Genomic DNA, 23,170 nt, shown 5'->3' on the forward strand with positions numbered 1-23,170 from the left:
ACCACCTTATTCTTTTATAAATCTTGGCAATTTAAGGAATTTGGGCTTTTTAGTAAGTTCCGTATTTGTTAAAAATTCTGGTTTAGCTGTTATTTTGCTCAGCTTAAGAAAGTGTAAATAATGCTTTTCGGTTTTTTCTTCTTTCATAAAATCTTCGAGTATAAACTTTATCTCTTCTTGGTCTTCTGGAGGCTCTATTGAAAGACCTTTTTGAAGGAGTTCCTCTCTTTTTTTTGTCCCATCATCTTTTCCTAAAGCATAGGCTTTTCTCACTTCCTCGTATATCCCAAGAGATTTTGCTGTTGAGTATATCTGCTCCTTCTCTTTGGATATCCATCTTACCCATTCAGTATGTCCATAAAATCCTACAAAATATCCCAGCTGGTATGCTTTTTTTAATATCTCTTCTTTTTTTATCAAGAGCTACACCTCTTCTTCAAAGGGAGATTTATTAAAGACTATGATTCCGTTATCCGAGAATATGACTTTTTTCATGTCCATATCATGCTTGGTTCCTCTCATCTTTAGTATTTGAATTGCTCTTATCATTCTATTTTTGTGCATGAAGTAGTGCATCATGATAACTCCACTTGTGAGGTAATGCTCTTCGGTATATCTGTCCATATCTGTCATTTCGCCTATCAAATATGCCGTTATTCCTAAATCTTCAATTGCCCTTATGAACCTGGCAAGCTCGGCTTTTTTTCTTGCTGGGTTTGATACTGAAAACTCAATGGCAGTTACGGGATCTATCACAAGTCTATCTATTTTTTCTGTCTCTGATAGCTCTTTGATTCTAAAAAGGACACTGCTCCATGTTGGAACTTTTTCTGTTTCTCTCCAGAGAACTGGTCCCAAGTCATACAGTATTATTTTCCAAGTTTTTATATATGCAAAAATGGAGGGGTCATATTTTGCTATGTCCTTAACAACGTCTTCTGGTTTTTGAATTAATGAAACATAAAGGCCTTTTTCTCCATGTCTGGCACCTTCCAATAAGAAATGAAATGCGAGGGTTGTTTTGCCGCTACCAGGGGGTCCAGTAATCAAGTAAACTCTCCCGGGGATTAATCCTCCTTCAATAAGCTCATCAAGACCTTTAACTCCAGTAGAAATCCTTGTTATGTGAGAGGTATGCATAGTAGTCCCCCCATTTAATATAAGTTAAGCCAACATCATCTTAAAGTTTTAAGAACGAAAGTATTTAAGCTTTTGTGGTGGAATAAAATGAGTGAACTACTTGAATATTTGGATATGCTCGCATCAAAAATGCGCTATGCTGAAGAGCTTTATGGAATTCCAATTAACTGCGTCCCAATTATAATTGACAAAGAAATCATCGTGTATGATAGGAGAGATGGATCAATTAAGCGGCTTTCCGACAAAAAGAGGATTAGCAAAAAAGAACTTAAAAAACTTGAAAAGGAGATCATCAAGAATATTGAGAGTGGGAAGGTTGACCTGTACTTGACCCTAACTTTTGGAGAGGATGTAGGATTAGGGGAAGGTTAGCCACCATAAACCACCGGTAAAAGCTTTATGTAGTCATTTTCCTTTAATTTGTGGTCTTTGCTGACTTTTTTCTCATTTACGAGTATATGGTATTCTTGATCGCTTATTTTCAGCTTTTTAAGCAGATCCCCAACCGTTAAATTTTCTTCGATTTCAACTTCGAATTCTGGAGAGAATTTCAATGCGAGCTCTCCATACAGCCTAATCTTCACCTTCATTCCTCAACCCCTGCAAAAACTTCTCAAACTTTTCATAAACCTCTTTGGGCGCTTCTCTTATTGGGGATATCTTAAGCTTTGGCTTTTCAAGTCCTATCACAATCCTCTCAAAAAATTCAACTGCATTTCTTAGGGCTTCCTCTTGAGTCATACCCGGAGGGATATCGTTATCAAAATAATACCAAGTATCCGTTGCTTTGTCATAGAGTGCTAAACTCGGCAGATATTCTCCGCATTCCCCTCCAATTGTAAGCTCAATTAGTATTTCATCGTTTTCAAGGTATCCTCTCTTTTCAAGCTGCTCTCTCCACATAACTCTCACCACTGAAAGGGAAAAGGGGAGAGAATAAAAGTCTTTTCTAAACCAAAAGTTAAAGCCCTAAACGCCTTTTGATTCTTTTAACTTCTCTCTTAGCCTCTCCTATACCGAGCTCTTCTAAGACTTCCTCCTTCGGAATACCGTTTTCATCGTAGCCAATCTCTTGGTAATACTGCTTGAGCTTCCCCCTAATGTCATCTTTTGTTGGTGCTTTCCCCTTCACCGGACCGCTTGGCAGGGGTTCATAGAATCTTGGTGGATTGTCATCATCTTTTCTTGGATCCCAGTAGACATCTGGCCCTCCAAGCAAGAGGAGGATTCTCTGTAGATGGATTATCCTTAAGCCTGCTTCGTTGAACCACTTCTCTGGAGTTAGATCAAAGCCAGTAACAGCGTTTCCAAACTCCAAAATACGCTCAAATCCTGGCTTTGTGACGAACATGCATATCACAGCGGAGTCATAGAATGCATTAACTAATTCGCCTTCATAGCTTCTCGCGGGAAGACCCGCGGTTGCTGTGTGATCCCCACCCTGAACAGATGCGGCGTAACTTATGTCCTTGGTGTAATCCAGATCGCTTCTTATTCCATGTGCTCCCACACCGATTCCCTTCACGTGGACTGCATATCTGAGGGCATCAGAACCCTTCATTTCGCTTATCTTTAATGCTGCTCTATAAGTCCCCTCGGCGAGAATCTTTCCTATTCCCTCTTTGTTTACGATCATCTCAAGAAGTCTCGCAAACGCTTTCTCGTCTCCCCACTTAAGCTCAAAGCCTAAATCCTCTTTTGTTAGTATTCCCCTCTGATATAGCTCAGCGGCAAATCCTAAAACGTTACCGGCATTTATACCATCAAGGCCGTATTCGTCAACCAGATAAGATAGATACACGATCTTTTCCGGCTCAAAGATTCCCAAATTGGTTCCCATGTATGCCATGAGTTCATAGTCGGGGGCATCTGTGATTGAGCCTTTATAGGGACCATATCTCAAATAGGATATCTTCATGCAGTTAACTGGGCAGCCGTAGTCTGCCCAGTACTTCTTTATCCATGCTTTAAGTTCAAAATTAACAACACTGATTTCTTCGTTGTCGTGATACTCCTCTTGCCAGTTCTTTACCGGCTGGCTTGAGCGATCCTTTCCAACACTGTAACCGCCAGCCCCAGTCCCCCACTGTCTGAACGTTGTAAGCGTTAAAAGCTCCTTTTGAAATTCCCTCAGCATGGTTTTGAACTTCTCTCTATCATAAACCTGAGGTAAAGCCTTGCTTCCCTTGACCACAACTGCTTTGAGCATTTTGCTTCCCATAACAGCCCCAAAACCACCATATCCGGCAGCATGCATCAGCTTAGCCATTATGGCAGCAAAGCGGACTTTGTTTTCTCCTCCTCTGCCTATATACATAATTGCTGGCTCTTTTGGAACACCCTTGAGCTTTTCCTTCTTCTTCAGCTCTTCATGAACATCTTTTGTTAATGTCTTAACGACTTCAACACCGTTCATTCCCCAGTATTTGCTTGCATCTCTGATTTCGATTGTATCATCATTGACGAAAAGATAAACCGGCTCTTTCGCTTTTCCTCTGATTATTATTCCGTCGTATCCAGAAGCTTTGAGCTCGATTCCCACCTCACTGCTTAGAACACTTCCAACAACACCATTGCTTTCTGGGGACTTAGATACCACGGCAGTTTTTATTCCGGGGTAATAACCCGTTAAAGGTCCCGTCAAAATGAGCAGAAGGTTTTCCTCACCAAGAGGGTCAACATATTCCCATCTTTCTCCAAGCTCTTTCCAGAGGATGTAAGTGCCTAATCCTCTTCCACCATAGAACTTTCTCAGTATCCCTTCATCAATTTCTACAACCTCTATTTTTTCCCTGCTTAAATCAACATCAATGAGCTTTCCAGTATAGCCGTACATTCTATTCACCTCACAAACTCTTCTCCATACATTTTTCTCGCTAAATCCATGCTCTTTTCAACTGGTTCTTTTGCGAATGTCCTGTATATTGAGCGGTAGTTGCCTCTAACAAGCGTTAGAGCGTCGTGACCAGCTTCATGACAGACTTCAACACACTTTGGATTCCCGCCGCATAGATCGCAGATAACGACGCTGCCCTTTCCTGCCGGAATTCTTGGAACTTTCCCTGGGCATGCCAAAACACAGGCTCCGCACTCTGTGCACTTCTCCTCGTTAACAAGAACTGCCCCTGTGTTTTCGTCAACAGTCAGTGCACCGAAGTTGCAGGCATTGACGCAGGGATAATCGGGGCATTGAACACATGTGTGAGGGACGTTCACACCAGGTAAGAGCTCGTAGATCCTTATGCGAGAAGCCTCGGGCCATATTATGCCCTCATGCTCAAGAGAACATGCAACCTCACACAGCCTACAGCCGCTGCATTTATCGGGGGTTATGAGTATCCATATCCTTTCTTCACTTTTTGCTTCTTCGCTCATTGGCAACACCTGAAAATGTTTTTATGCGGATTGGGTATATATTCCTTACGTAAATCAGAGCGTTTAAACTGAAATCTAAAGAATACCTTTATATAAGATGCCCGGAGGCTGCTTTGATGAAAAAGGCAGAACTTGTACTTTTGGGAATAACTGCAATATGGGGGTTTACATTTCCAGCAATGAAAGTCAGTCTTGACTATGTCTCCCCGATTCTCTTTTTAGCATATCGTTTTGGTATTGCCTCTCTTCTGATGCTTCTGATATTCAGAAATAGGGTTTTGCAGACTGACACAATTAAAGAGGGCTTCATTTTGGGCATAACGCTGTTTTTTGGACATGGATTTCAAATTATTGGCTTAAAATATACAACTGCATCTAACTCAGCTTTTATAACATCCCTCTATGTCGTTTTTACCCCCTTCATTGCTTACTTTATTCTTAAAGATAGACTTGAGCTTAGAGATTTTGTTTCGTTAATTTTTGCAGTTATGGGGCTCTATTTAATCTCTGGGGCAAGTGTAAGGTTCAACAAAGGAGATCTGCTAACAGTTCTATGTGCACTTTCTTTTGCGTTTCAGATAGTTTTAGTTCAGAAATTCAAGGAGAGAGATTACCTAAGTTTAGCCTTCTGGCAGATATTCTGGAACTTTATGTTCTCGTTGGTATATTCTGTCATCTTTGAGGGCATAAGGTATCCTTCTGGATATCTCCCCTGGCTGGGCATTCTCTATACATCGGTATTTGCCACGGTAATTGCCTTCACCCTTCAAATCAAGTATCAGAAAGAAACTAAGGCTCACAGAGCGGCATTGATTTATTCAGCGGAGCCGATATTTGGACATATATCTGCATTCCTGACAATGGGGGAAATTCTGAGTTTAAAGGGTTATGTGGGTGCTGCCCTTATACTTGGAGCAATATGGAACGAGATAAGAAATGAAAGAGGTTAGCTTACAGCAGGTTTTCGCACCATGCTTGCAGAAAGTTCTGCTTTTTCTCTGCCATCTGCTATGCCTATCCTGAGAACATCCTTAACCCTCTCAATATCAACAATAGTGTTTATGCACCCAGCCTTCAGCAGAGGAACCGCTTGAAGGGGGATCTTTAGAGGTGCCAACTTTTCTGCAGCTTCTGCCAGCTCAGGCCAGCACGCTATTCCAATGGCAGCTTTTATTTCTCCCTTTGGAACTTTCTCTTTGAGGATCTTCTTAACCAGACTTCCCCCGGGGGTTATGTAGAACTGTCTGTAGCCAAGCTTTTCTCCGTATTCTATGATGTCTCCAATTACGCACTTACCGCATTTGGTGCATTTCCATCCATAGCTATCAAATTCTGCAGGACATTCTTTGATATTTCTTAGACATTGAGGTATGAAAACAGCTCTTTTTTCAGCAGGTATCTTTGCAAAATCTTCTTTGTACGCCTTATTCTTAAGCTCAACGTAGATTTGATCCGTGAGCTCTTCGTCTTCACTTATGAGAGAAAGCGCCATTCTCACTGCATTTCTTGTGCTTAAATCTGCCCCAAGAGCGAAGAGTTTGGCTATGGTGTTCTCTAAGCTCATCGCCATCACCATGTGAAAAGCCTTAAATTTCTCCATGCATATAAACTTTTGGCCCTCCCCACTCACACCTCCGGGATAAATGACCGGGGGTCGGTCGGGGAGGGTACACTAACTCAAAAGCCTCTTCAGCAGTGCCCACTCCTTTTCTGACCATACTGATGGATTTGTCACAAGTACCAAGGTTCCACCATACATCAAAACGAAATCTCTCAACAAACTGAGGAACTTGACAATTGATTCAAAGCTGTTGTACATTATGAGGTATTCAAGGCAGTCAATGACTATTATTCCTCTCTGTTCGGTCTCTGCCATACTGCGAAGATATCTGTTTACAAGCTCCACCATTTTTGCTAAATTTGTGGGGGATATCGTTTTGAAGTCTTTTCCTGTGATGTGAGTTATGAAATACACTTCCCACCTTCCCGGGACATTTGATAAATCTCTTAGGAAAGCAAGAACTTTAGTATTCTGGAGTGTTTCTCTTATCTCCCTGTATTTTTCTTCGCCTATAATTAAGACCCCGGTTTCTATCTCTCCTTCAGACTTTTCATATTTTCTTCTCCTTGGGAATTCTTGAAATCTCTCGGTTCTCACAAACTGGATTACGGAATAGGACACCATAAACGTAAAGATGGCACCTAATAAGAACCCTATGGGAGCAAACCATGAAACCGGTCTCAGAATGGGATAATCCATCTCATGTGCTCCATATAAAATAAGGGAAATAGCAAGAAACGTTGCCTTTTTGCGGTATACCCTCGAGAAAGGGAGTATAAGAACTCCAGAGAGGAGTATGTAGAATCCAGAGAGTCCGTAGGGAACTCCAATGGTCATCATCCATTCAGATCTCTCCCCAAAATGCATGATCCCAATCAGATAGAGGGTTATTATAAAGGGCACTGAGGCCACGTAATAAAAGCCTGGAGTGAAAAAGTAAAATGCCTCTTCGTTTATGATCATAAGCACCCCACAAAAAAGCAGCGATGCAAAGAGTGCTTCAAAGAGCGAGTTTAGATAGTTAACTCCAGCAATGTCAAACAAAATTGAGAGTGCTGCAGAGAGCCATGCTAATCCCCAGATTAAAGCAGATTTTCTGTCCCTGGTTCTTGCAATATAAAGCAGATACAACGCTGCGATAAGCTTTATTACCAGACTAAGCCCTCTTCCCATATTGAGAAACATTTTATCCATACTACCACTCACAATGACTTATTACGACTTTAGGATATTAAACAATTTCGGCTCATTAGGGCTGGACTTCATCACCCCTCAGGTTTTCCGGAGTTAAATCATCGCCCCAGGAGGAGGGTGTACAATACTCCCACTGTAAAAAGAATTGTCCCGGGAACTAAAAGCTTTCTGTATACATTTCTCAGCTCTGCCTTATAGTATTCGGCTGAGAAAACTAAACAGAGATGGACAGGGCTGAACAGCATTCCCATATAACCACTGAGATATGCAAGGGCTATCTTATCAAACCCCGTAAAGAAGGGGAGCAGGAGTGGAAATGCCATTCCTACATAAGCAAAGCTTATTCCTGTCATTAAACCCACAATGAAGGGTGTTAATATTATAACGAAGACCACTGGCAGGTTAAGCTCGAGAATGGCTTTAGGTAGAGCCTCAACTGCATTGGTGATTTGTAAAAGGTATTTGAAGTACATGACAGCCAAAAGGAGAAAGATTATCTTTGGCTGAAATGCATGTTTTATAATTTCTTTTTTGTTGAGCTTATTGAAGTGTGGCATCAATGCTGACATAAGGCCTATAAAAGCACCATAGACCATGTCGTAGCCCAGTACAATAGAAATCAAAATTATCACCAAAATAGGATAGGTCGTCTTCAGCAGGAGCTTTGCTCCTTCATTCTTCTTACCCTCTTTGGTGCTTTCATCTTTAATTGGACGTAAGATCAAGAAGTACCCGATGAGAATCATGAGAATCGTCAGCGGAAACATCTTGGTGCTGAACTCTCTAACAGTTATTCCCAAGATTGCCGATGCGATTATTATTGCCTGATACATTGGCCAAGAAAACTCCCACACATGCCTAAACCAGTAGTTTACGAGAGTTTTTTCCTCTGGCTTTAAGCTGAGCTTATTTGCGACTTCCTCGATCATTGGAGCTGAAACCAAAGCACCTGCTGGCATTGGCATTAAGCCTATCAGAGCGGGGAGCATTGCAAGGGAGTACTTTGCTTTAGGAAAAAGCTCTTTGATAGCTTTCTCCATGTCTTTGAGGTATCCAATCTGAGAAAAGACGTTTGTCATTGCCATTATGAATACGATAATTAAAATTAACCTTACTGTGCTCCAGGAAGTTGAAGAGTGGTAAAAAGCTTTAGTGAATTCCAATGGCGTCAAACCAAAAAGAATTCCCAGTAAAATTGAGCCAGCAAATATTGAGACTCCTACATGGATCTTTAAGCGAATAAGAGCTATTACGAAGGCGAATGTTATGAGCAGTTTAAGTACTTCGATCATGCATTCTCACCAGTGTATTAATGTTTAGATGCAAATCTAAGATATCCCTTATAAGCTTATCTGAAATCAAATTTTTAACAACAAAAAGTTAATAAACATTTAGATCGAAGTTTGAGGAGGAGGTGATAAAAATGGTGCATCAGTATATTAAGGAAAAAACTAAAGAGTTTACAAAAGAGGAAAAGGAAAGGAGGTACAAATACTTAGGAAAAGAAGTCATTGACTACGGTGATCCGGGGCTGGACAGCATACCTGAGTTCTATGGTATAGCTAACGCAATTTGGAGAGACTGGAAAGAAGGGGAGATAAGCACAAAAACGGCTTTAGGAAGGTTAGCATTGCTCAAGCTTCTCACTTACAAGACAAAAAATAAGAAAATTCAAGACATACCAGATGAAGAGCTTGAAGAAGTTAGAAAGTTCATTGACTATGTAATTCAGGTTATTAAGAACGAAAGCCGGAGGAAGGGAGAGCCAGAAGAAGAAAGGCAGATTGAGGAGAAGGCTTAGTTATAACATCCCAATTCCTTCTTTTATCACTGTTTTATGGAACGAAAAGTTCTTTTTGCTTCAAGTTCTTCCTTTTTTCAACAATTGCATTTCGTGCTAACTCTTTAACCATGAGGAGAAATCCTCCGTTCTGGTTAGCCGTAGCTTTTGTCTTGAAGTTCGTAAGCCCCGTTACGGCTAACCTTCCAGCCTCCTATCTTCATCGGCTGGCTTTCGGGGGGAACGGAAACTCCCCACATCTTCCGTTTTCCGTCTCCATTCGGGCTTACAAACCCCACATATCGGAGACTGTCATGACACCTTAAAATAAACTCCAAAAACTATTTAAAAATTACGGAAAACAAAAATGCCGAATTTTACACTTTTAACTATCTACAGAACAGTCCCCACCAAAAATATTTTGGCATGCAAGTTAATTAAATTTGTTTTGGGATCAACACTCAACTTTCCAAAAAACTTATAAGTAAAGTTCCACAAAAATGGTGCGATGCCCATGAGGGGGGATTTATTTATCCTCAGCTTTGCATTTCGCCCATGATAACTTGGGCTGTTCTGTTAGCTTAGTTTGTTCTATAAACTTTAGGAGGTTTTACCATGATAAAGGAACCAGAATTTAGAGAATACAACGCCCAGCTATTGGAAGAAAAGATGGAGAAGTTTTGGGCTGAAAACAACATATACGAAAAGGTAAAGCAGAGCAGAGCTGATGGGCCAAAATACTACTTTTTAGATGGACCGCCATACGTCAGCGGTGCCATACACCTTGGTACAGCTTGGAACAAGATAATCAAGGACATGATAATAAGATTTAGGACAATGCAGGGTTACAACGTGAGGAGACAGCCAGGTTTTGACATGCATGGTCTTCCAATTGAGGTTAAAGTAGAGCAGGCTTTGGGACTGAAGATAAAGAAAGATATAGAGGAGAAAATTGGCGTTGATAACTTCATAAAGAAGTGTAGGGAATTTGCACTCAGAAACCTCAAGATAATGACCGAGCAGTTTAAGATGCTCGGCGTTTGGATGGACTGGGACAATCCATACATGACAATAAAGAATGAGTACATTGAATCAGCTTGGTTCACCCTTAAGAAAGCCTGGGAGAAGGGCTTGCTTGAGAAAGACATGAGGGTTCTTCACTGGTGTCCAAGATGTGAGACAGCTTTGGCAGAGCATGAGGTCAGGGGAGAGTATAAGATAAGGGAAGACCCAAGCATATATGTCAAGTTCCCGCTTGAAGGTAAGGAGAATGAGTATCTCCTAATCTGGACAACTACACCATGGACTCTGCCAGCTAATCTCGCAGTTGCGGCACATCCGGAATATGATTACGCTAAAGTTAAGGTCGAACTTGATGGCAAAGAGGAGTACTGGTATCTTGCAAAAGCCCTTGTGGATAAAGTCCTTGGGGAGATAGGGGTTGAAGGAGAGATTGTTGAAGAGTTTAAAGGAAAGGACCTTGAGGGACTTAGATATGTCCACATATTCCTTGAGGAGTATCCAAGGCAAAAGGAGTTTAGGGAAAAATACGAGTGGGCTCACCGCGTAATTCTTGGTGATTTTGTAACACTCGGAGAAGGTACGGGATTAGTTCACTCTGCTCCAGGCCATGGTGAGGAAGACTTTGAGGTTGGAAGAAAATATGGACTGCCAGTCTACTCCCCATTGGATGATGAAGGAAGATACGTTGAGGGCAAGTGGAAAGGCGTTTACGTCAAGGATGCAGACCCAGAGATAATAGAGTACCTTAAAGAGAAAGGGCTTCTCGTGAAAGCAAGTACAATAAAGCACAAGTATCCCCACTGCTGGAGATGTAAGACTCCTCTCATATTCAGAGCAACAGAGCAGTGGTTCCTTAAGGTCAGTAAAGTGAAGGAGCAGATAATCAAAGAAAATGATGAGAAAGTTACATGGTATCCGGATTGGGTTAAGATAAGATTTGACAACGGTGTCAGAGACAGCGGAGACTGGGTCATCAGCCGTCAAAGATATTGGGGAATTCCGCTGCCAATATGGCAGAGTGAGGATGGGGAGATATACATTGTGGGCAGCTTTAGAGAGCTTGTCGAATTAGCAGTTGCCCTTGAAGTGAACGGTGAAAGGATTGAGCTCCCAGAGAGCTATGAAGAAAAGCTCAAAGTCATAGAAGAGAAACTTGGCCCAGAAGACTTGCACAGACCTTACGTTGATGCCTTCATAATAAAGGTGAACGGCAAAGAAATGAAACGCATAAAAGATGTCCTTGACGTGTGGTTTGACAGCGGAATAGCCTCGTGGGCTTCTCTCGGCTATCCAAGGGAAAAAGAGCTGTTTGAGAAGCTCTGGCCTGCGGACTTCATAGTTGAGGGCGAAGATCAAGTTACAAAATGGTTCTACTCCCAGCAAGCTGCTTCCGTAATTGCCTTCGACACCGTTCCCTACAGACACGTTGCAATGCACGGTTATGTTCTTGATGAAAAAGGAGACAAGATGAGCAAGAGCCTTGGAAACATCATAAGGCCAGAAGAAGTTGTGCAGAAAGAGGGAAGAGATGCCTTCCGCTTTTACATGCTCTGGGCAACAACTCCTTGGGAGAACCTGAGGTTCAGCTGGAAGGGATTGGCTCAGGTTAAGCGTATGTTGAACATACTCTGGAACGTCTATATACTTGCAGCAACTTACATGAGCCTTGACAAGTTTGAGCCAGGGAAGGTCAATCCAGAAGAGTTGCCTTTCAGGGAAGAGGACAAGTGGGTTCTAAGCAGGGTGAACAGCTTAGTTGAAACTGTTACAAACGGAATAGAGACATTCTACCTCACAAGAGCGACAAGGGGAATCTACGACTTCGTCGTTGAAGACTTGAGCAGATGGTATGTAAGGTTGATAAGAAAGAGGCTCTGGGTTGAGGGAGACGATCCAGATAAATTGGCTGCATACTGGACTCTCTGGAAGGTCTTTGATGTGCTGTTAAGGCTTATGGCACCGTTTACACCATACATAGCTGAGGCTATTTACCAGAACATGATTGCCAGAAAGGAAAGCGTTCATATGGAGGATTGGCCTGTTAAAGAATTCACGGATGAAGAGCTTGAGAAGGAAATGGCAATAGTCAGAAAGATAGTCGAGGCAGGAGCTGCAGCGAGGCAAAAAGCAAGGATAAAGCTCAGATATCCAGTCAGGCAAATACTCATAGAGACAGAGGATGAGCTTACAAAGAAAGCTGTGGAAAGGTTGAACAGAATCTTAAGAGACCAGCTCAACGCTAAGGAGGTTAAAGTTGCAAAGGTAGAAAGGGAAATAAAAGTCAAACCAAACTTCGCAAAGCTCGGTCCGCACTTCAAGGGAGATGCAAAGCTCATAGCCAAGTGGATTGACGAGCAGAACGACAGAGAGCTTTATGAAAAGCTCATGAAGGGCAAGCTCAAGGTTGAAATTGAGGGCAAAGAATTTACTCTCGAAAGAGACCACATAGTTGTTGAAGAGCAACTCCCGGACTTTCTCGTTGGTGAAGAGTTCGATTACGGAAAGGTCTTCGTTGACAAGACGCTTACAAGGGAGCTCATGATGGAAGGGCTTGCGAGGGAATTTGTCAGAAGAATACAGGAGATGAGAAAGAGGCTTGACTTAGATGTCAATGACAGAATAAAGGTTTACATTGAAACCACAGAAGAGAACAAAGCTCTTCTCAAGGATATGCTTGACTACATAAAGAGAGAAACGAGGGCTGTTGAAGTGCTCTTCGAGAAGCCAAAAGGCTACGTCGTTGATTGGGAGGACGTGAGTGCGAAGATTGGAGTTGAGAAGGTTGAGTGAGCTTTTGTTTTCTTTTCTCACATTTGTTTATCTAAGACTGTCTTCCTCTGCCCTAAAGGGCGAGGCTTGAAAAAGAAAAAAGTGCACCAAAACCCTTATAACTTATGCCCCCGTAAGTTACTTATGGTGGCGTAAGTGCTGTTTGATCTGAGGCCAAAAAGCAGGAGAGAGGATATCTTTGATAGGGAGAAAGAATTTGAAGAGCTTGAAGAAAGCATTAAAACATATCCTCTAACTCTGCTTTTAGGAATAAGACGCGTAGGCAAGAGCTCAATTTTGAGAGCCTATCTCAATGAGAAGCCTGGAGTTCTTATAGACTGCAGGGAGCTTTACGGAGAAAGAGGGCATATAACCAGAGAGGACTTGATCAGAGAGCTTCAAACCGGCGGATCATTGTTCTCTAAAGCTCTCGCAAAATTTAGAATTAGTGTTGACTTAAAGTTCCTAAAGCTTGAGCCAAAGGAACTTTCACTACGTGAGATTTTCAGGGAATTAAATGAATTGGGAGAAAAAACCGGAGGGTTCATTTTGGCTTTTGATGAAGCCCAATATCTGAGGTTTTATGGTTCCAGAGGTGGAAAGGATTTGCTCGCACTCTTCGCTTACGCCTATGATAATCTCCCCAGTTTGAAAATTGTTCTAACAGGTTCAGAAGTAGGCTTACTCCATGACTTTTTGGACATTGGAAACTATGAAAGCCCCTTGTATGGGAGAATAGCGGGAGAAGTTTACGTGAAGCCTTTTGATAAGAATACTTCCATTAAGTTTCTGAAAAAGGGCTTTAATGAAGTTGGCATTGACATTTTGGAGGACGACCTTGAAAGAGCTGTTAAGATCCTTGACGGCATACCAGGATGGCTTGTGACATTTGGAATTGAGTACACTAAGGAACGGAATCTCGAAAAAGCTATAGCGAGAACCCTTGAAATTGCCAAGGGGTTGATATTTGGAGAGCTGAAAGAATTGGAGCGCAGAAGTCCGAGGTATATGATAATTCTCCAAGCTATAGCACTTGGCTACAACAGATGGAGCCTTATAAGGGATTATTTAGCTGTTAAAGGATATAAAACACCAGAACCAAGGCTTCACGAGCTTTTGAAGAATCTAAAAAAGATGAGCTGGATTGAAGAAAAAGATGAGACTTACCATCTCACTGACCCTGTTGTCTCAATAATTCTCAAAGGTTAACTTATGCCCCCGTAAGTCACTTACGGTATCAGCTTTGTATAATAACGAACCAGATTATTCAATTATGTCCTCTAAGCTAAATGCCAGCTCAAATCTCTCCTTTTCTTCTATGCTTTTTGCTATAATACCATACCTGAACTCACCGTTGAAGCGAACGTTCTTTGCTTTTTCTTTCAGCAGTGATAAAATCCTTCTCCCATCTTTCTCGCTCAAGTCCTTCCATTTCACCTCGATGAGATAGGCTGTATTCTCATCAACAGCAATTATATCTATCTCCTCTCCCTTCCACCACCATCTTCCAATCTGGGAGAACTCAAAAGGCTTCTTTAGGATTAAAAACTCTCGTGCAAGTTCTTCAAATCTAATCGAGAACACTTTATATGCATTCTCGAGCGTTGCAATCCCAAGGCTTATCCTGTCCACTTGAGGATAAACGAGTGTGAACCATGTTAGAAGCATTGGATCGCTTATCTGGTATAAGCTAACTTTTCTGCCTCCAAAAAGTGGTTTCTCTCTCCTCACAAGACCGAGCCTCAGAAGGTTCTCCAAGTATGGGTAAGCGCTTCTTGCTGGCAGTCCAAGAAAGTTTGCTATTTCCTCAAGGCGTGTGTTGCCTTCAGCAATTGCTCTGAGAGTTCCTCTCTGAGGATTACAGATCCTCTGTATAAATATGTTTCGATAAAATATCAGTTTATCGGCGTCCTTTCAACTTCAATCCTATCCCACGTTGGATATTCCTCCACGATGTAAAACTTGACGTCCCCTTCTATTGCATCAGCCAGCTCGAGGGCAACTTCAATCGGCATTTCAATCCTTCCTTTTTCCCTGTTTAGATAGAGCCACTCCTCTGGAATTTCAGCTTCTTCAACTAGAAGATGATAGAGCTCATCTAAATCTTCATATTCCGCTACTGCAAACTTCAGCGTTCCATCCTCAGTTATCTCCATGTAAGGCTTTGCAACGTTCCTTGCCATCCTTTTCAGCCTGTTCTTGAGCTGCACAGCGTCCTTCAGCTTTGCGGTGCAGAGATGATATCTAAGTGAGGTGTTTTCTTCTCCCCATCTGAGGATTTCAAGTCCCAGCTCTAAGCTCCCTTTAATTGCCGAACTTTCATCACTTATCGGTTGATACCCCCTGTTAATGAGAGCTCTTAGGTTCGTCTCGCTGAACTCAAGCTCATTTATATTTAAAAATTTAGCTCCAAGCTTGTCCAAAAGTTCGGCAAACCACTTTATCTTTTCTCCATGTCCAGGAACAGCGGGGACTTCCCCACCAACATCCCAGTCAAAATCAAAAGCATTTTTCATGTTCTCAATTTCAACTTTGAAAAGCTTCGAGTTCGGATTGAACAAGTCTGGATGAAAGCGAATCTCATCTAAACCAGCATCATAAAGCTTCTCCAGATTTTCTTTTGTTGCCAAAGCTCCTGTGGTGTAGAGATGGATGTGGAACTTTTCGCCAAAATTTTCTTTTAAGACTTTGATGTATTCTACTGTTCTATCCAGCCTCGCCAAAGGATCCCCACCTGTAACTCCAGCTCCCAAAGCTTCTTGAATTTTGGCTTCCTCAATTATGTCATCTATGCTTTTTATGGGTCTTTCATTTGCATAAGCTACATCCTCTCTGCGCCAGGGGCTAAGAGGACAGTAGAAGCAGTCTCTTGGACATACACCTGTAGTAAAAAGCACTAACTTGGCTCCTTTAACGCAGAGCTTGCATCCTTCGGGCAGCTCGCCAACGACATATGAGTAATATCCGCTCTCTCTCATTTTACCACCTTATGCCACATCAACCTGCTCATAGTGGGGCAGATTCTTCTTGTGCCTTATTAGCATTTCGTAAAAAAACTCCTTCATATCTGGGCTCATGTTGTCATCCATCAGCAAATCAGCTTTTCCTTTGTATCCGCTCTTCTCAGCCTCTTGTATCAAATTGTTTAGAACTGGTATAAGTTGCTGGATTAAAGCTCTCACAAGCTCTGGATATGCATCTTCATCAATCTCCTCATCGCTCTCAAGGCCGAGGTAAATTATGTATCCTTTCATCTGCAAAGCCAGAACAAATTCGGTCTCCGTTATCTCGACAAATGAAAAGTTGTAGCTTTTTGAATCGGTTCTTGCAATCATAACCCCCTTGATTGAGAGGGTAACAATTTCATCGTCAATCTCGAAGATCAAATCTTTAGCTAAATCTCTCTGAACAATTGCATAGAGGTTTATCATTCCACCACCTCCACTATCTCTCCCTCCCCCGGAGGCAGAATCGCCATTATGTCTTCTTCAGCCACCTTATATCCCCACCTCTCAAAGATCTTCTTGATCTTCTTCACAAGCTCGCTCTTTTTCAAGTCACCAGGTCTTATTACAATGTATCTCTTCGTGTGAGCTTTAAGTGCATCAACTGGGCCGCACATCACTAAATCTTCTCCCTCGTAGTTTATTATCCCAACTGCCAGCTTGAGGGGAATTCCGTGATACCAGTTTCTCTTTCCATAAACCATGAATGCACCCTTACCAAGATACTCTCCGCTTGGAGCTTTTTTAGTAACTTGATTTGGATATGCCCAGTAGGCATCTGCTGAGTAAACACCTTCGCTCCATGCTTTTGACATTGAAACGGCAAACTGACATGCCTCGAATATGGTCTTTTCACCCGCTTTCTGTCCGTCTTTGATTACAACGTGAGGTGCTCCGTGAACATCAGCGTGGCAGTATAGATCATTGTCCCCCATGTGCCTCTTAACCACCATCTCGTTGGTTGTTGCATCCTTTCCCCCTATAACGAGAAATCCTTCGCTGCTTATAAACCATCTAAACTTTTCAAACCACTTCTTCTTTCTTTTCTCTAACTTTTTGACTTTGAGTTCCTTTTTCATCTCTTCCTCAATCAGCTTTTCAATTTCTTGAAGTTTCTTCTTGGTGTCTTCATAAGCCCTCTTCGCCCCTTCTAACTTGTGCTTGGCTTTTTTGGCTTTCTCATAATAAATCTCAGCATTTTCACCGATGCTTTTGTTGAGGTACAGCTTAATTTTCCTGCCCTCAATCTCGATTGTGACAGCCTTTTCTTTGGGGTCTATTGATTTAACCATCAGGGCTATCTTATTTCCAGCTTTCTTGCCTTCCTCTATGCGTTTTTTGAATTCTTCCCAGCCCAGCTTTTCAACCGCTTTTGAAAACTCTCTTAAAAGATTATCAATGAAGGTGAAATTCGCATATATCAAATCGCCAAGCTCCTGATTCTTCTTCATCTCAGCTTCAAAGCCTTTCATCTGCTCTTCCTGCCTTCTAAGCGTTGCTAATATCTGCCTCTTCTTCTCCTCTAAGCGCTTAGTTCTCTCAATTTTCGCTTTTTCCACGGTTATCTTTCCAAAGTATTCATCCAAAGCTTCGCTGAACGTTTCAAAGTATTTCTTCTCATAATTTTCATACCATTTGAGCTCAATTGGAACCACATCAATCATTGTTCCGTCTTTATATATGATGTTTGGCTTCTTCGGAGCGTTGAATACCTCCTTCATCTTCTCAAAAATCAGCCTAAGATCATCTTCGCTCAGCTCATTTGCTTTCTTTTTCTTGTCAATTTCAGCCCTCAGAAGAATTTCCTCTGCGTAGAGACCTCCCATATTCAGCTTTCTTGCAAGTGCCCTTACAATCTCGACATTTTCGCTTTTAATTAATTCAAGGAATCTCTCCCAGCTCACTTCTATGGGACTTTCCCTTGCAGGGGGGAGTTTATACTCATGCTTTGGCTTTATTGCTCTGTCTTTAAATTCCTCATACCTCAAGGCGCCAATGATAATATTGTTTTCATCAACCAAGATTATGTTCCCCTTCCTAAAGAGCTCGGCTATGAGAGTGTAGTTACCAATCCTAATCTTTACAATTCTGTCAAAATCGTGCTGCTCAATATTATCAAAAAAGCCGCCGCTTAAGTGTTTGCGGAGAAGCATCGTGAAAGATGAAGGCATCTTTGGAGCCTCTCTTATGTAGCTCGTCAAGTGAATTCTTTTGCCTGCCTCAATGATTAAATCTTTCCTTCCCTCGCCTGCTTTATGAAGCTTAATCCTAATCTCACTCCCGTCATGATAAATCTTGTCAATCCTCGCACCTTTAAGAGACTTAAGCTCTTCAACTATGTATTTTATGTCAACGCTGCTCATTTCTTCTTTCATTAGTCTCACCTAAGGACGTTTATCTCGATAGTTTTTAAACTATATCTTCTATTTCAGGGTCTATCTAGGAGAGTTGTTATACTACAAGTATTAAAAAATCGAAAAGTTTAAGCACTCTATGAAAAATTCACATCTAAAGTGGTGAAAATGAGAAAAAAGCTCCTCATTTTATGCTTTTTTATGCTCCTCTTTACTCACTTAGCTTATTCTTTGGCCATTAATAACGCTCTAATCGGAAACCCAACAATTTTTAACATTACAAATGCATCAACTCAGCTTTTAGTGGTTTATTTTCCTTCAGAGGATAGATTTGAGCTATTGAACTTGACGTCATTTCCATGCAAAACCAACGTTTGCTCCAACTTTACTATGATTCCGATTCACTGCTCTTCTCAAGGATGTCTCTTTTATGGATGTGAAGGATGCAATAGGCCCTTACCTGGTAGGGTGTATGATCACTATGGCTACCTTTATCCTAATGGAGAATTTAGGGAATTGCTCAGCTTTCGGAATGATGGAGCAGTGAGTATTTTCTGGAATCGAGATTACTACCTTGTACTCCATCCCTTCTACTGCTTCTCTATGTGGTGCAATTTGGAGCATTTTGATTCCCTTCTCTGGCTGTCCACTATCAAAAATGGGCAAGCAGTGGTGAAGAAGTTCGGATATTTAACAGGAGACTTCAGAAATGCATCTTTACCTTTACTGGCTCAAAAAGGCTATCTGTATTTTGTTCGCAACCTCAAGAATGGCGCCTTAGGGATTTTTAATCAAAACTTTACCAAGGCTGTAATCCTCATAGATGCTATTCCCGTGCTAAAAGTAACGTCGCAGTTTCCTCTTAACAATTCCCAGCTAATTTATGACTCTGAAAGAGTTTACCTACTCCGCAACAAAACCCTTTATATGGTAAAACCTTCGAAGGGCGATTATCACTTTCCAGAAGATTTCAGAAAGGTTGCAAGCTTTTCGGACAACCTCACCCTCATAGGAGCATATAAGGGAAGGCTCTTTTTGGTGAGCAACAATGGAACATACATCTATGATGTGGAAAATGCAAGCCTTAAGATGATTGTGAATTCTAAAGCCCAAATGTCAGAGTTTCACAATGGGAAGGCTTTGCTTTTTGCCAATAGCACGCTCTATGATGTCTCAGATAACATTGTTCGAGTTGGGAAAATAAATCTCAAAACCTTCAATGCATCTGAATTTCACAAGCTCTTTTACATAACACTTGACTGCCGTAAGGGGCACTTTGAGGAGGGTACCAACATTTTCTGGAGTCCCAAGGGCTGGTTGATTTATAATGGTTATTCACTTTACTTCTTTAACGGAACTCTTAGAAAAGTTTTGGATGATGCTTCTGGGATAAAATGGATTGGATGGGATGGAGAAGGGTTTATTCTGGCTGGTAATGAAACTGTCTTAGAATTTGACGGACAAAAAATTAAAAACCTAACCCCAAAGCTTAGGGAATTTCTGGGAGCTACTTCCCCACCTTCAAGTTCAGCACAAGATAGTGTCTCTTTAATCCTAATTGTTCTACTATTCACCTTAATGGGAGCTTATCTCCTTAGAAAAAGAGAAAGAAAGGATGAAGATTAAGTGAGAAGTATTTCACCATCATAAACCATTTTTAAGTTATAAAAAACATCTCCATTCCGAAATTGTTAAATACTCAAAAATAATTAATGATCAGTGGAATTTAAGCTTGGAGGTGGTATTTTATGGCTAAAGGATATTTTACGTTTGTATTACACACCCACATCCCTTATGTGAGAAAGCACGGCAAATGGCCATTTGGTGAAGAGTGGATATTCGAGGCAATAGCAGAGAGCTATATCCCTCTTTTAATGGAATTTGAGCGCTTAAAAAAGAAAGGCGTTAAGTTTCAGCTTGTAATTGGAATAACACCGATTTTAGCGGAACAACTTGCTGATGATTATATAAAAGCTGAGTTTGAGAAATATATGGAGAGAAAGCTCAACGCTATGCGTGAGGATTTGAAGAAGTTTGAAAATGACGAGAAGCTGAGAAAAGCAGTCGAATACATGCTCAATTATTTTGAAGAAGTCTTTGAGTATTGGAAAAAAATCAATGGTGACATAATCGGGAAATTTAAGCAGTTCCAAGATGGGGGATACATTGAAATCATAACTTCGGCAGCAACTCACGGCTATCTGCCTCTCTTGGGGAGAGATGAGGCAATTGAGGGACAGCTCGTAAATGGGATATTAACATATGAGAAGCACTTTGGAAGGAAACCCAATGGCATATGGCTTCCAGAATGTGCCTATCGTCCAGAAGGTTTTTGGCAGAGTCCAAGCAGCGGGGAAATCCTGTGGAGAAAAGGTTTGGAGAAGTTCTTGGAGAAGTACAACCTTAAGTTCTTCTTTGTTGAAAGTCACCTCATTGATGAAGGGCCCGCAAGCTTTGGCTATGGAAAAATCCTTCCGGCCAAGGCTCCGAAGTCAACGCTGAGACCATACTTCATAAAAGGCACAAACATAGCGGTCTTTGCAAGGAACAGAGAGACTGGGTTGCAGGTTTGGAGTGCTGATATTGGATATCCTGGCGATTTCTGGTACAGAGAATTTCACAAGAAAGCAGAGAAGAGCGGAGGTCAGTACTGGCGTGTTACTGGAAAGCACATTGATTTAGGAGATAAAGAGCCATATGTCCCAGAAAAGGCTTTAGAAAGAACTGAAGAACATGCAAAGCACTTCGTCAGTTTGGTGAGAGGGTTGCTCGAAAATTATGAGAGAGAGACGGGAGAGAAGGGCATAGTGGTTGCTCCATATGACACTGAGCTCTTTGGTCATTGGTGGTTTGAAGGTGTCAAGTGGCTTGGCCGTGTATTGGAGTTAATGAGCGAGGAGGGAATAGAGACAACTGCGATTTCAAGATTCCTTGAGAGTTATAGAGGAGAGAGGTATGAAATAGAACTCCCGGAGGGTTCATGGGGGATGTATGGGACTCATTACACATGGTGGAATCCTGAAGTTGAGTGGATGTGGGAGCACATACACAAAGCTGAGGACAGAATGGTTGCTTTGGTGAGTAAATACCTCCATGAACATGAGTTTGGAGATAGAGTTTTGGAACAGCTTGGAAGGGAGCTTTTGCTGATTGAGAGCAGTGATTGGCCGTTCCTCATAACAACTGGTCAAGCTAAGGAGTATGGAAAGAGACGCCTTTTGGAGCATGCAAATGTCTTCCACCGCTTGGCAAATGCCTTGGAGGAGTACTTCAAGAGTGGTGAATTCAGAGAGGTTGAATTCTTAGAGGAGATTGAGAAGAAAGACAATCCATTCCACCCCATAAATATAGAAGTCTACGTGAGTGAAGAACCTCCAAGTGTCCCTGAATATGTGGAACCACCTGAGATTCCAAAAGAAAAAGAAAGCTCTGAAGAAAAAACTAAAGTTGCCAATGAGGTTGTTTATTCATACACAGTAATACAGAGAGCTTATGCGATGGAAAAAATAAAAAGAAAAAGGATTCCCAAAGAACTTCCTAAACTAAAGAGAAGAAAAAGTAAGAAGAAAAGAAATATCCAAAGCGAACTTTTAAAAATAAAAGGAATAGGTTCAAAAACTCTCAAGAAGCTCGAAAAAGCTGGCATAAGAACGCTCAACGATCTAAAGAGTGCTGATTTAGAAGATCTTGCAAGGAGGACAAAGATTTCAGTTAAAAGGTTGAAAAAATTTGTGAGCCAGATCCCTTGACCTTCATTTTTATCTTTAAATTTATCCCAATTTTGACAAGTCAATCTTTGAAAAATAGAAACTTTTATCTTTCTTAAAATCTAAGTATATTTGGTGATATTATGAAAAAGGTTGAAGCCATTATTAGGGAAGAAGATTTTGAGAAAGTTAAAAATGCTCTCAGGCAGCTTGGTATTGTTCCATTAACCGTGTACCCCGTTAAAGGCAGAGGAATCCAAGGGGGAGTCCCCCCTTATGATCTGCTGCCAAAACTCAAGATTGAGATTGTGGTTAAAGACGAGGATGTTGAGAAAGTTATAGATGCAATAGTCAGAAATGCAAAAAGGGGAATTCCGGGAGATGGAAAGGTATTTGTCCTCCCAGTTTATGATGCAATAAGAATAAGAACTGGAGAAAAAGGAAACGACGCATTATATTAGAGGAACGCGTGTCTGTGCTTATAGAGACCATAAGCGGCATAACCGAGTAAAGCTACCTCAATTACCCCCAGCACGAGCAGGAATATTACTGCAAACTGGGCAAATCCTATACTTTTTCCCATCTGCTCTGCTATTCTTGCGAGCTCTCCTGGAGTTGTAAGTGCCCAAATGCTGTACCTAATTGTTAAAGCTCCCATCACCAGTGGGATTGGAATTACTGCATATGCCAGCATCAACCCCAGGCTCCCCCTTTTCTTCATACTGAAGAGAGATAGCAGGGCGGGTATTACCAATATCAACGCAGTTATGGCATATGCTGGTCCAAAGATACCTGAGATTATGAAAAACGGGACTAATCCGTAAAGATAGGCTTTGTAAACTTTGTTTAGCTCTTTAATTTTTCCCGAAAAATCATAAGGTGCGGCTTTTGAATATCTGTTAATTCTTTCGACATCTCTAACATACTCTTTTTCTCCGAGGCGATCTATTCTTTTATCGTAGGTGTTATTTTTTAACTCCACTGCCCTCCTATGGAAGAATTCGGCAAGCTCTACATTATCAACAACCACATCAGCAGAAAGTTCTTCAAAATTTCTTGCGGCTTCATCCAGTAATCTCAAAACTTTCTGCTTATTTTTTTCTGAAAGTGTCTTTAAGTTTAACACCCTTTCCTTTGTCTGTTTGAGAACCTCTGCAGTCTCTTTAAGAATTCCTGGGCTCTTCACAAAATACACCTCCCAAATTTAAAAAGAAAAAGAAGAGGCTTTAAGCCTTTTGTTGTTGCTCAGCCTTAAGCAACTT

23 protein-coding genes and 1 pseudogene are annotated in these 23,170 nt (G+C 41.4%); 8 read left to right on the forward strand and 16 right to left on the reverse strand.

Annotation, left to right across the window (positions count from 1 at the left end):
- Positions 1-6: 6 nt before the first annotated feature.
- Both TERMP_RS10595 and TERMP_RS10600 read right to left on the reverse strand, forming a co-directional pair.
- Positions 7-420: a hypothetical protein gene (locus tag TERMP_RS10595; RefSeq protein WP_013468410.1), complete on the reverse strand. Its 414-nt coding sequence runs from the start codon at positions 418-420 to the stop codon at positions 7-9.
- Positions 421-423: 3 nt separating this feature from the next.
- Positions 424-1,140: an RAD55 family ATPase gene (locus tag TERMP_RS10600; RefSeq protein WP_013468411.1), complete on the reverse strand. Its 717-nt coding sequence runs from the start codon at positions 1,138-1,140 to the stop codon at positions 424-426.
- An 87-nt stretch (positions 1,141-1,227) separates the two neighbouring features.
- Between TERMP_RS10600 and TERMP_RS10605 the strand changes: the two genes are divergently transcribed.
- Positions 1,228-1,512, forward strand: a complete 285-nt coding sequence (locus TERMP_RS10605; protein WP_013468412.1) for a hypothetical protein — start codon at positions 1,228-1,230, stop codon at positions 1,510-1,512.
- Here TERMP_RS10605 and TERMP_RS10610 read toward each other — a convergent pair.
- The 4 genes from TERMP_RS10610 to TERMP_RS10625 are packed head-to-tail and all read right to left on the reverse strand — an operon-like array spanning position 1,509 to position 4,515.
- Positions 1,509-1,730: a MoaD/ThiS family protein gene (locus tag TERMP_RS10610; RefSeq protein ID WP_013468413.1), complete on the reverse strand. Its 222-nt coding sequence runs from the start codon at positions 1,728-1,730 to the stop codon at positions 1,509-1,511. The two genes, TERMP_RS10605 and TERMP_RS10610, sit on opposite strands and share 4 nt — an antisense overlap.
- A complete protein-coding gene (locus TERMP_RS10615) occupies positions 1,714-2,043 on the reverse strand; it encodes a hypothetical protein (RefSeq protein WP_013468414.1) in 330 nt (109 codons plus the stop codon). The genes TERMP_RS10610 and TERMP_RS10615 overlap by 17 nt, the downstream gene beginning before the upstream one ends.
- A gap of 58 nt (positions 2,044-2,101) precedes the next feature.
- Positions 2,102-3,976 carry an aldehyde ferredoxin oxidoreductase family protein gene (locus TERMP_RS10620; protein ID WP_013468415.1) on the reverse strand — a complete coding sequence of 625 codons (1,875 nt, stop codon included), beginning with the start codon at positions 3,974-3,976 and terminating at the stop codon, positions 2,102-2,104.
- A 5-nt stretch (positions 3,977-3,981) separates the two neighbouring features.
- On the reverse strand, positions 3,982-4,515 hold the full coding sequence (locus TERMP_RS10625; RefSeq protein WP_013468416.1) for a 4Fe-4S dicluster domain-containing protein: 534 nt from the start codon (positions 4,513-4,515) through the stop codon (positions 3,982-3,984).
- Between the two features lie 116 nt (positions 4,516-4,631).
- Here TERMP_RS10625 and TERMP_RS10630 point away from each other — a divergent pair, with 116 nt between their 5' ends.
- A complete protein-coding gene (locus tag TERMP_RS10630; protein ID WP_013468417.1) occupies positions 4,632-5,465 on the forward strand; it encodes a DMT family transporter in 834 nt (277 codons plus the stop codon).
- Here the strand turns inward: TERMP_RS10630 and TERMP_RS10635 are convergent.
- From TERMP_RS10635 to TERMP_RS10645, 3 genes are all read right to left on the reverse strand, one after another.
- Entirely contained in the window at positions 5,462-6,079 is a 618-nt protein-coding gene (locus TERMP_RS10635) for a DUF116 domain-containing protein (RefSeq protein WP_013468418.1), read from the reverse strand. The two genes, TERMP_RS10630 and TERMP_RS10635, sit on opposite strands and share 4 nt — an antisense overlap.
- Positions 6,080-6,187: 108 nt before the next feature.
- Positions 6,188-7,270 (reverse strand): DUF835 domain-containing protein, encoded by a 1,083-nt coding sequence (locus TERMP_RS10640; protein WP_048159853.1) that lies wholly within the window; start codon positions 7,268-7,270, stop codon positions 6,188-6,190.
- Between the two features lie 98 nt (positions 7,271-7,368).
- Positions 7,369-8,562 (reverse strand): TIGR00529 family membrane protein, encoded by a 1,194-nt coding sequence (locus TERMP_RS10645; RefSeq protein ID WP_013468420.1) that lies wholly within the window; start codon positions 8,560-8,562, stop codon positions 7,369-7,371.
- 131 nt (positions 8,563-8,693) lie between these two features.
- On the opposite strand from TERMP_RS10645, the gene TERMP_RS10650 reads away from it, so the two are divergent.
- The 3 genes from TERMP_RS10650 (at position 8,694) to TERMP_RS10660 (ending at position 14,051) form a co-directional block, all read left to right on the forward strand.
- Positions 8,694-9,071, forward strand: a complete 378-nt coding sequence (locus TERMP_RS10650; RefSeq protein ID WP_013468421.1) for a hypothetical protein — start codon at positions 8,694-8,696, stop codon at positions 9,069-9,071.
- Between the two features lie 594 nt (positions 9,072-9,665).
- Complete coding sequence (ileS, locus tag TERMP_RS10655; protein ID WP_013468423.1) at positions 9,666-12,863, forward strand: isoleucine--tRNA ligase; 3,198 nt, start codon at positions 9,666-9,668, stop codon at positions 12,861-12,863.
- A 135-nt stretch (positions 12,864-12,998) separates the two neighbouring features.
- Positions 12,999-14,051 carry an AAA family ATPase gene (locus tag TERMP_RS10660; protein WP_013468424.1) on the forward strand — a complete coding sequence of 351 codons (1,053 nt, stop codon included), beginning with the start codon at positions 12,999-13,001 and terminating at the stop codon, positions 14,049-14,051.
- 54 nt (positions 14,052-14,105) lie between these two features.
- On the opposite strand, the gene TERMP_RS10665 is transcribed toward TERMP_RS10660, so the two are convergent.
- The 6 genes and pseudogenes from TERMP_RS10665 to TERMP_RS11560 form a co-directional block, all read right to left on the reverse strand.
- Positions 14,106-14,573 (reverse strand): DUF234 domain-containing protein, encoded by a 468-nt coding sequence (locus tag TERMP_RS10665; RefSeq protein ID WP_237702829.1) that lies wholly within the window; start codon positions 14,571-14,573, stop codon positions 14,106-14,108.
- 45 nt (positions 14,574-14,618) lie between these two features.
- A pseudogene (locus tag TERMP_RS11770) lies at positions 14,619-14,741 on the reverse strand (hypothetical protein); the annotation flags it as partial.
- A complete protein-coding gene (locus TERMP_RS10670; protein WP_013468426.1) occupies positions 14,738-15,820 on the reverse strand; it encodes a radical SAM protein in 1,083 nt (360 codons plus the stop codon). The gene TERMP_RS10670 and the pseudogene TERMP_RS11770, both read right to left, overlap by 4 nt.
- Positions 15,821-15,829: 9 nt before the next feature.
- Positions 15,830-16,273, reverse strand: coding sequence for a hypothetical protein (locus TERMP_RS10675; protein ID WP_013468427.1), 444 nt, complete (start codon positions 16,271-16,273; stop codon positions 15,830-15,832).
- Complete coding sequence (rqcH, locus tag TERMP_RS10680) at positions 16,270-18,222, reverse strand: ribosome rescue protein RqcH (protein WP_013468428.1); 1,953 nt, start codon at positions 18,220-18,222, stop codon at positions 16,270-16,272. Before rqcH ends, TERMP_RS10675 begins: the two co-directional genes overlap by 4 nt.
- Before the next feature lie 435 nt (positions 18,223-18,657).
- Positions 18,658-18,825 carry a hypothetical protein gene (locus tag TERMP_RS11560; RefSeq protein WP_158304571.1) on the reverse strand — a complete coding sequence of 56 codons (168 nt, stop codon included), beginning with the start codon at positions 18,823-18,825 and terminating at the stop codon, positions 18,658-18,660.
- Positions 18,826-18,873: 48 nt separating this feature from the next.
- Between TERMP_RS11560 and TERMP_RS10685 the strand changes: the two genes are divergently transcribed.
- The 3 genes from TERMP_RS10685 to TERMP_RS10695 all read left to right on the forward strand — a co-directional run bounded on the left by TERMP_RS10685 (position 18,874) and on the right by TERMP_RS10695 (position 22,369).
- Positions 18,874-19,827: a hypothetical protein gene (locus TERMP_RS10685; RefSeq protein WP_148221097.1), complete on the forward strand. Its 954-nt coding sequence runs from the start codon at positions 18,874-18,876 to the stop codon at positions 19,825-19,827.
- Positions 19,828-19,949: 122 nt separating this feature from the next.
- Positions 19,950-21,950, forward strand: coding sequence for a 1,4-alpha-glucan branching protein (locus TERMP_RS10690; protein WP_013468430.1), 2,001 nt, complete (start codon positions 19,950-19,952; stop codon positions 21,948-21,950).
- A gap of 101 nt (positions 21,951-22,051) precedes the next feature.
- Positions 22,052-22,369: a P-II family nitrogen regulator gene (locus TERMP_RS10695; protein ID WP_013468431.1), complete on the forward strand. Its 318-nt coding sequence runs from the start codon at positions 22,052-22,054 to the stop codon at positions 22,367-22,369.
- Here TERMP_RS10695 and TERMP_RS10700 read toward each other — a convergent pair.
- A complete protein-coding gene (locus tag TERMP_RS10700; protein ID WP_013468432.1) occupies positions 22,366-23,094 on the reverse strand; it encodes a hypothetical protein in 729 nt (242 codons plus the stop codon). The genes TERMP_RS10695 and TERMP_RS10700 overlap by 4 nt on opposite strands.
- Between the last annotated feature and the right edge of the window lie 76 nt (positions 23,095-23,170).

The organism is Thermococcus barophilus MP (assembly GCF_000151105.2).
Classification (GTDB): Archaea; Methanobacteriota_B; Thermococci; order Thermococcales; family Thermococcaceae; genus Thermococcus_B; species Thermococcus_B barophilus.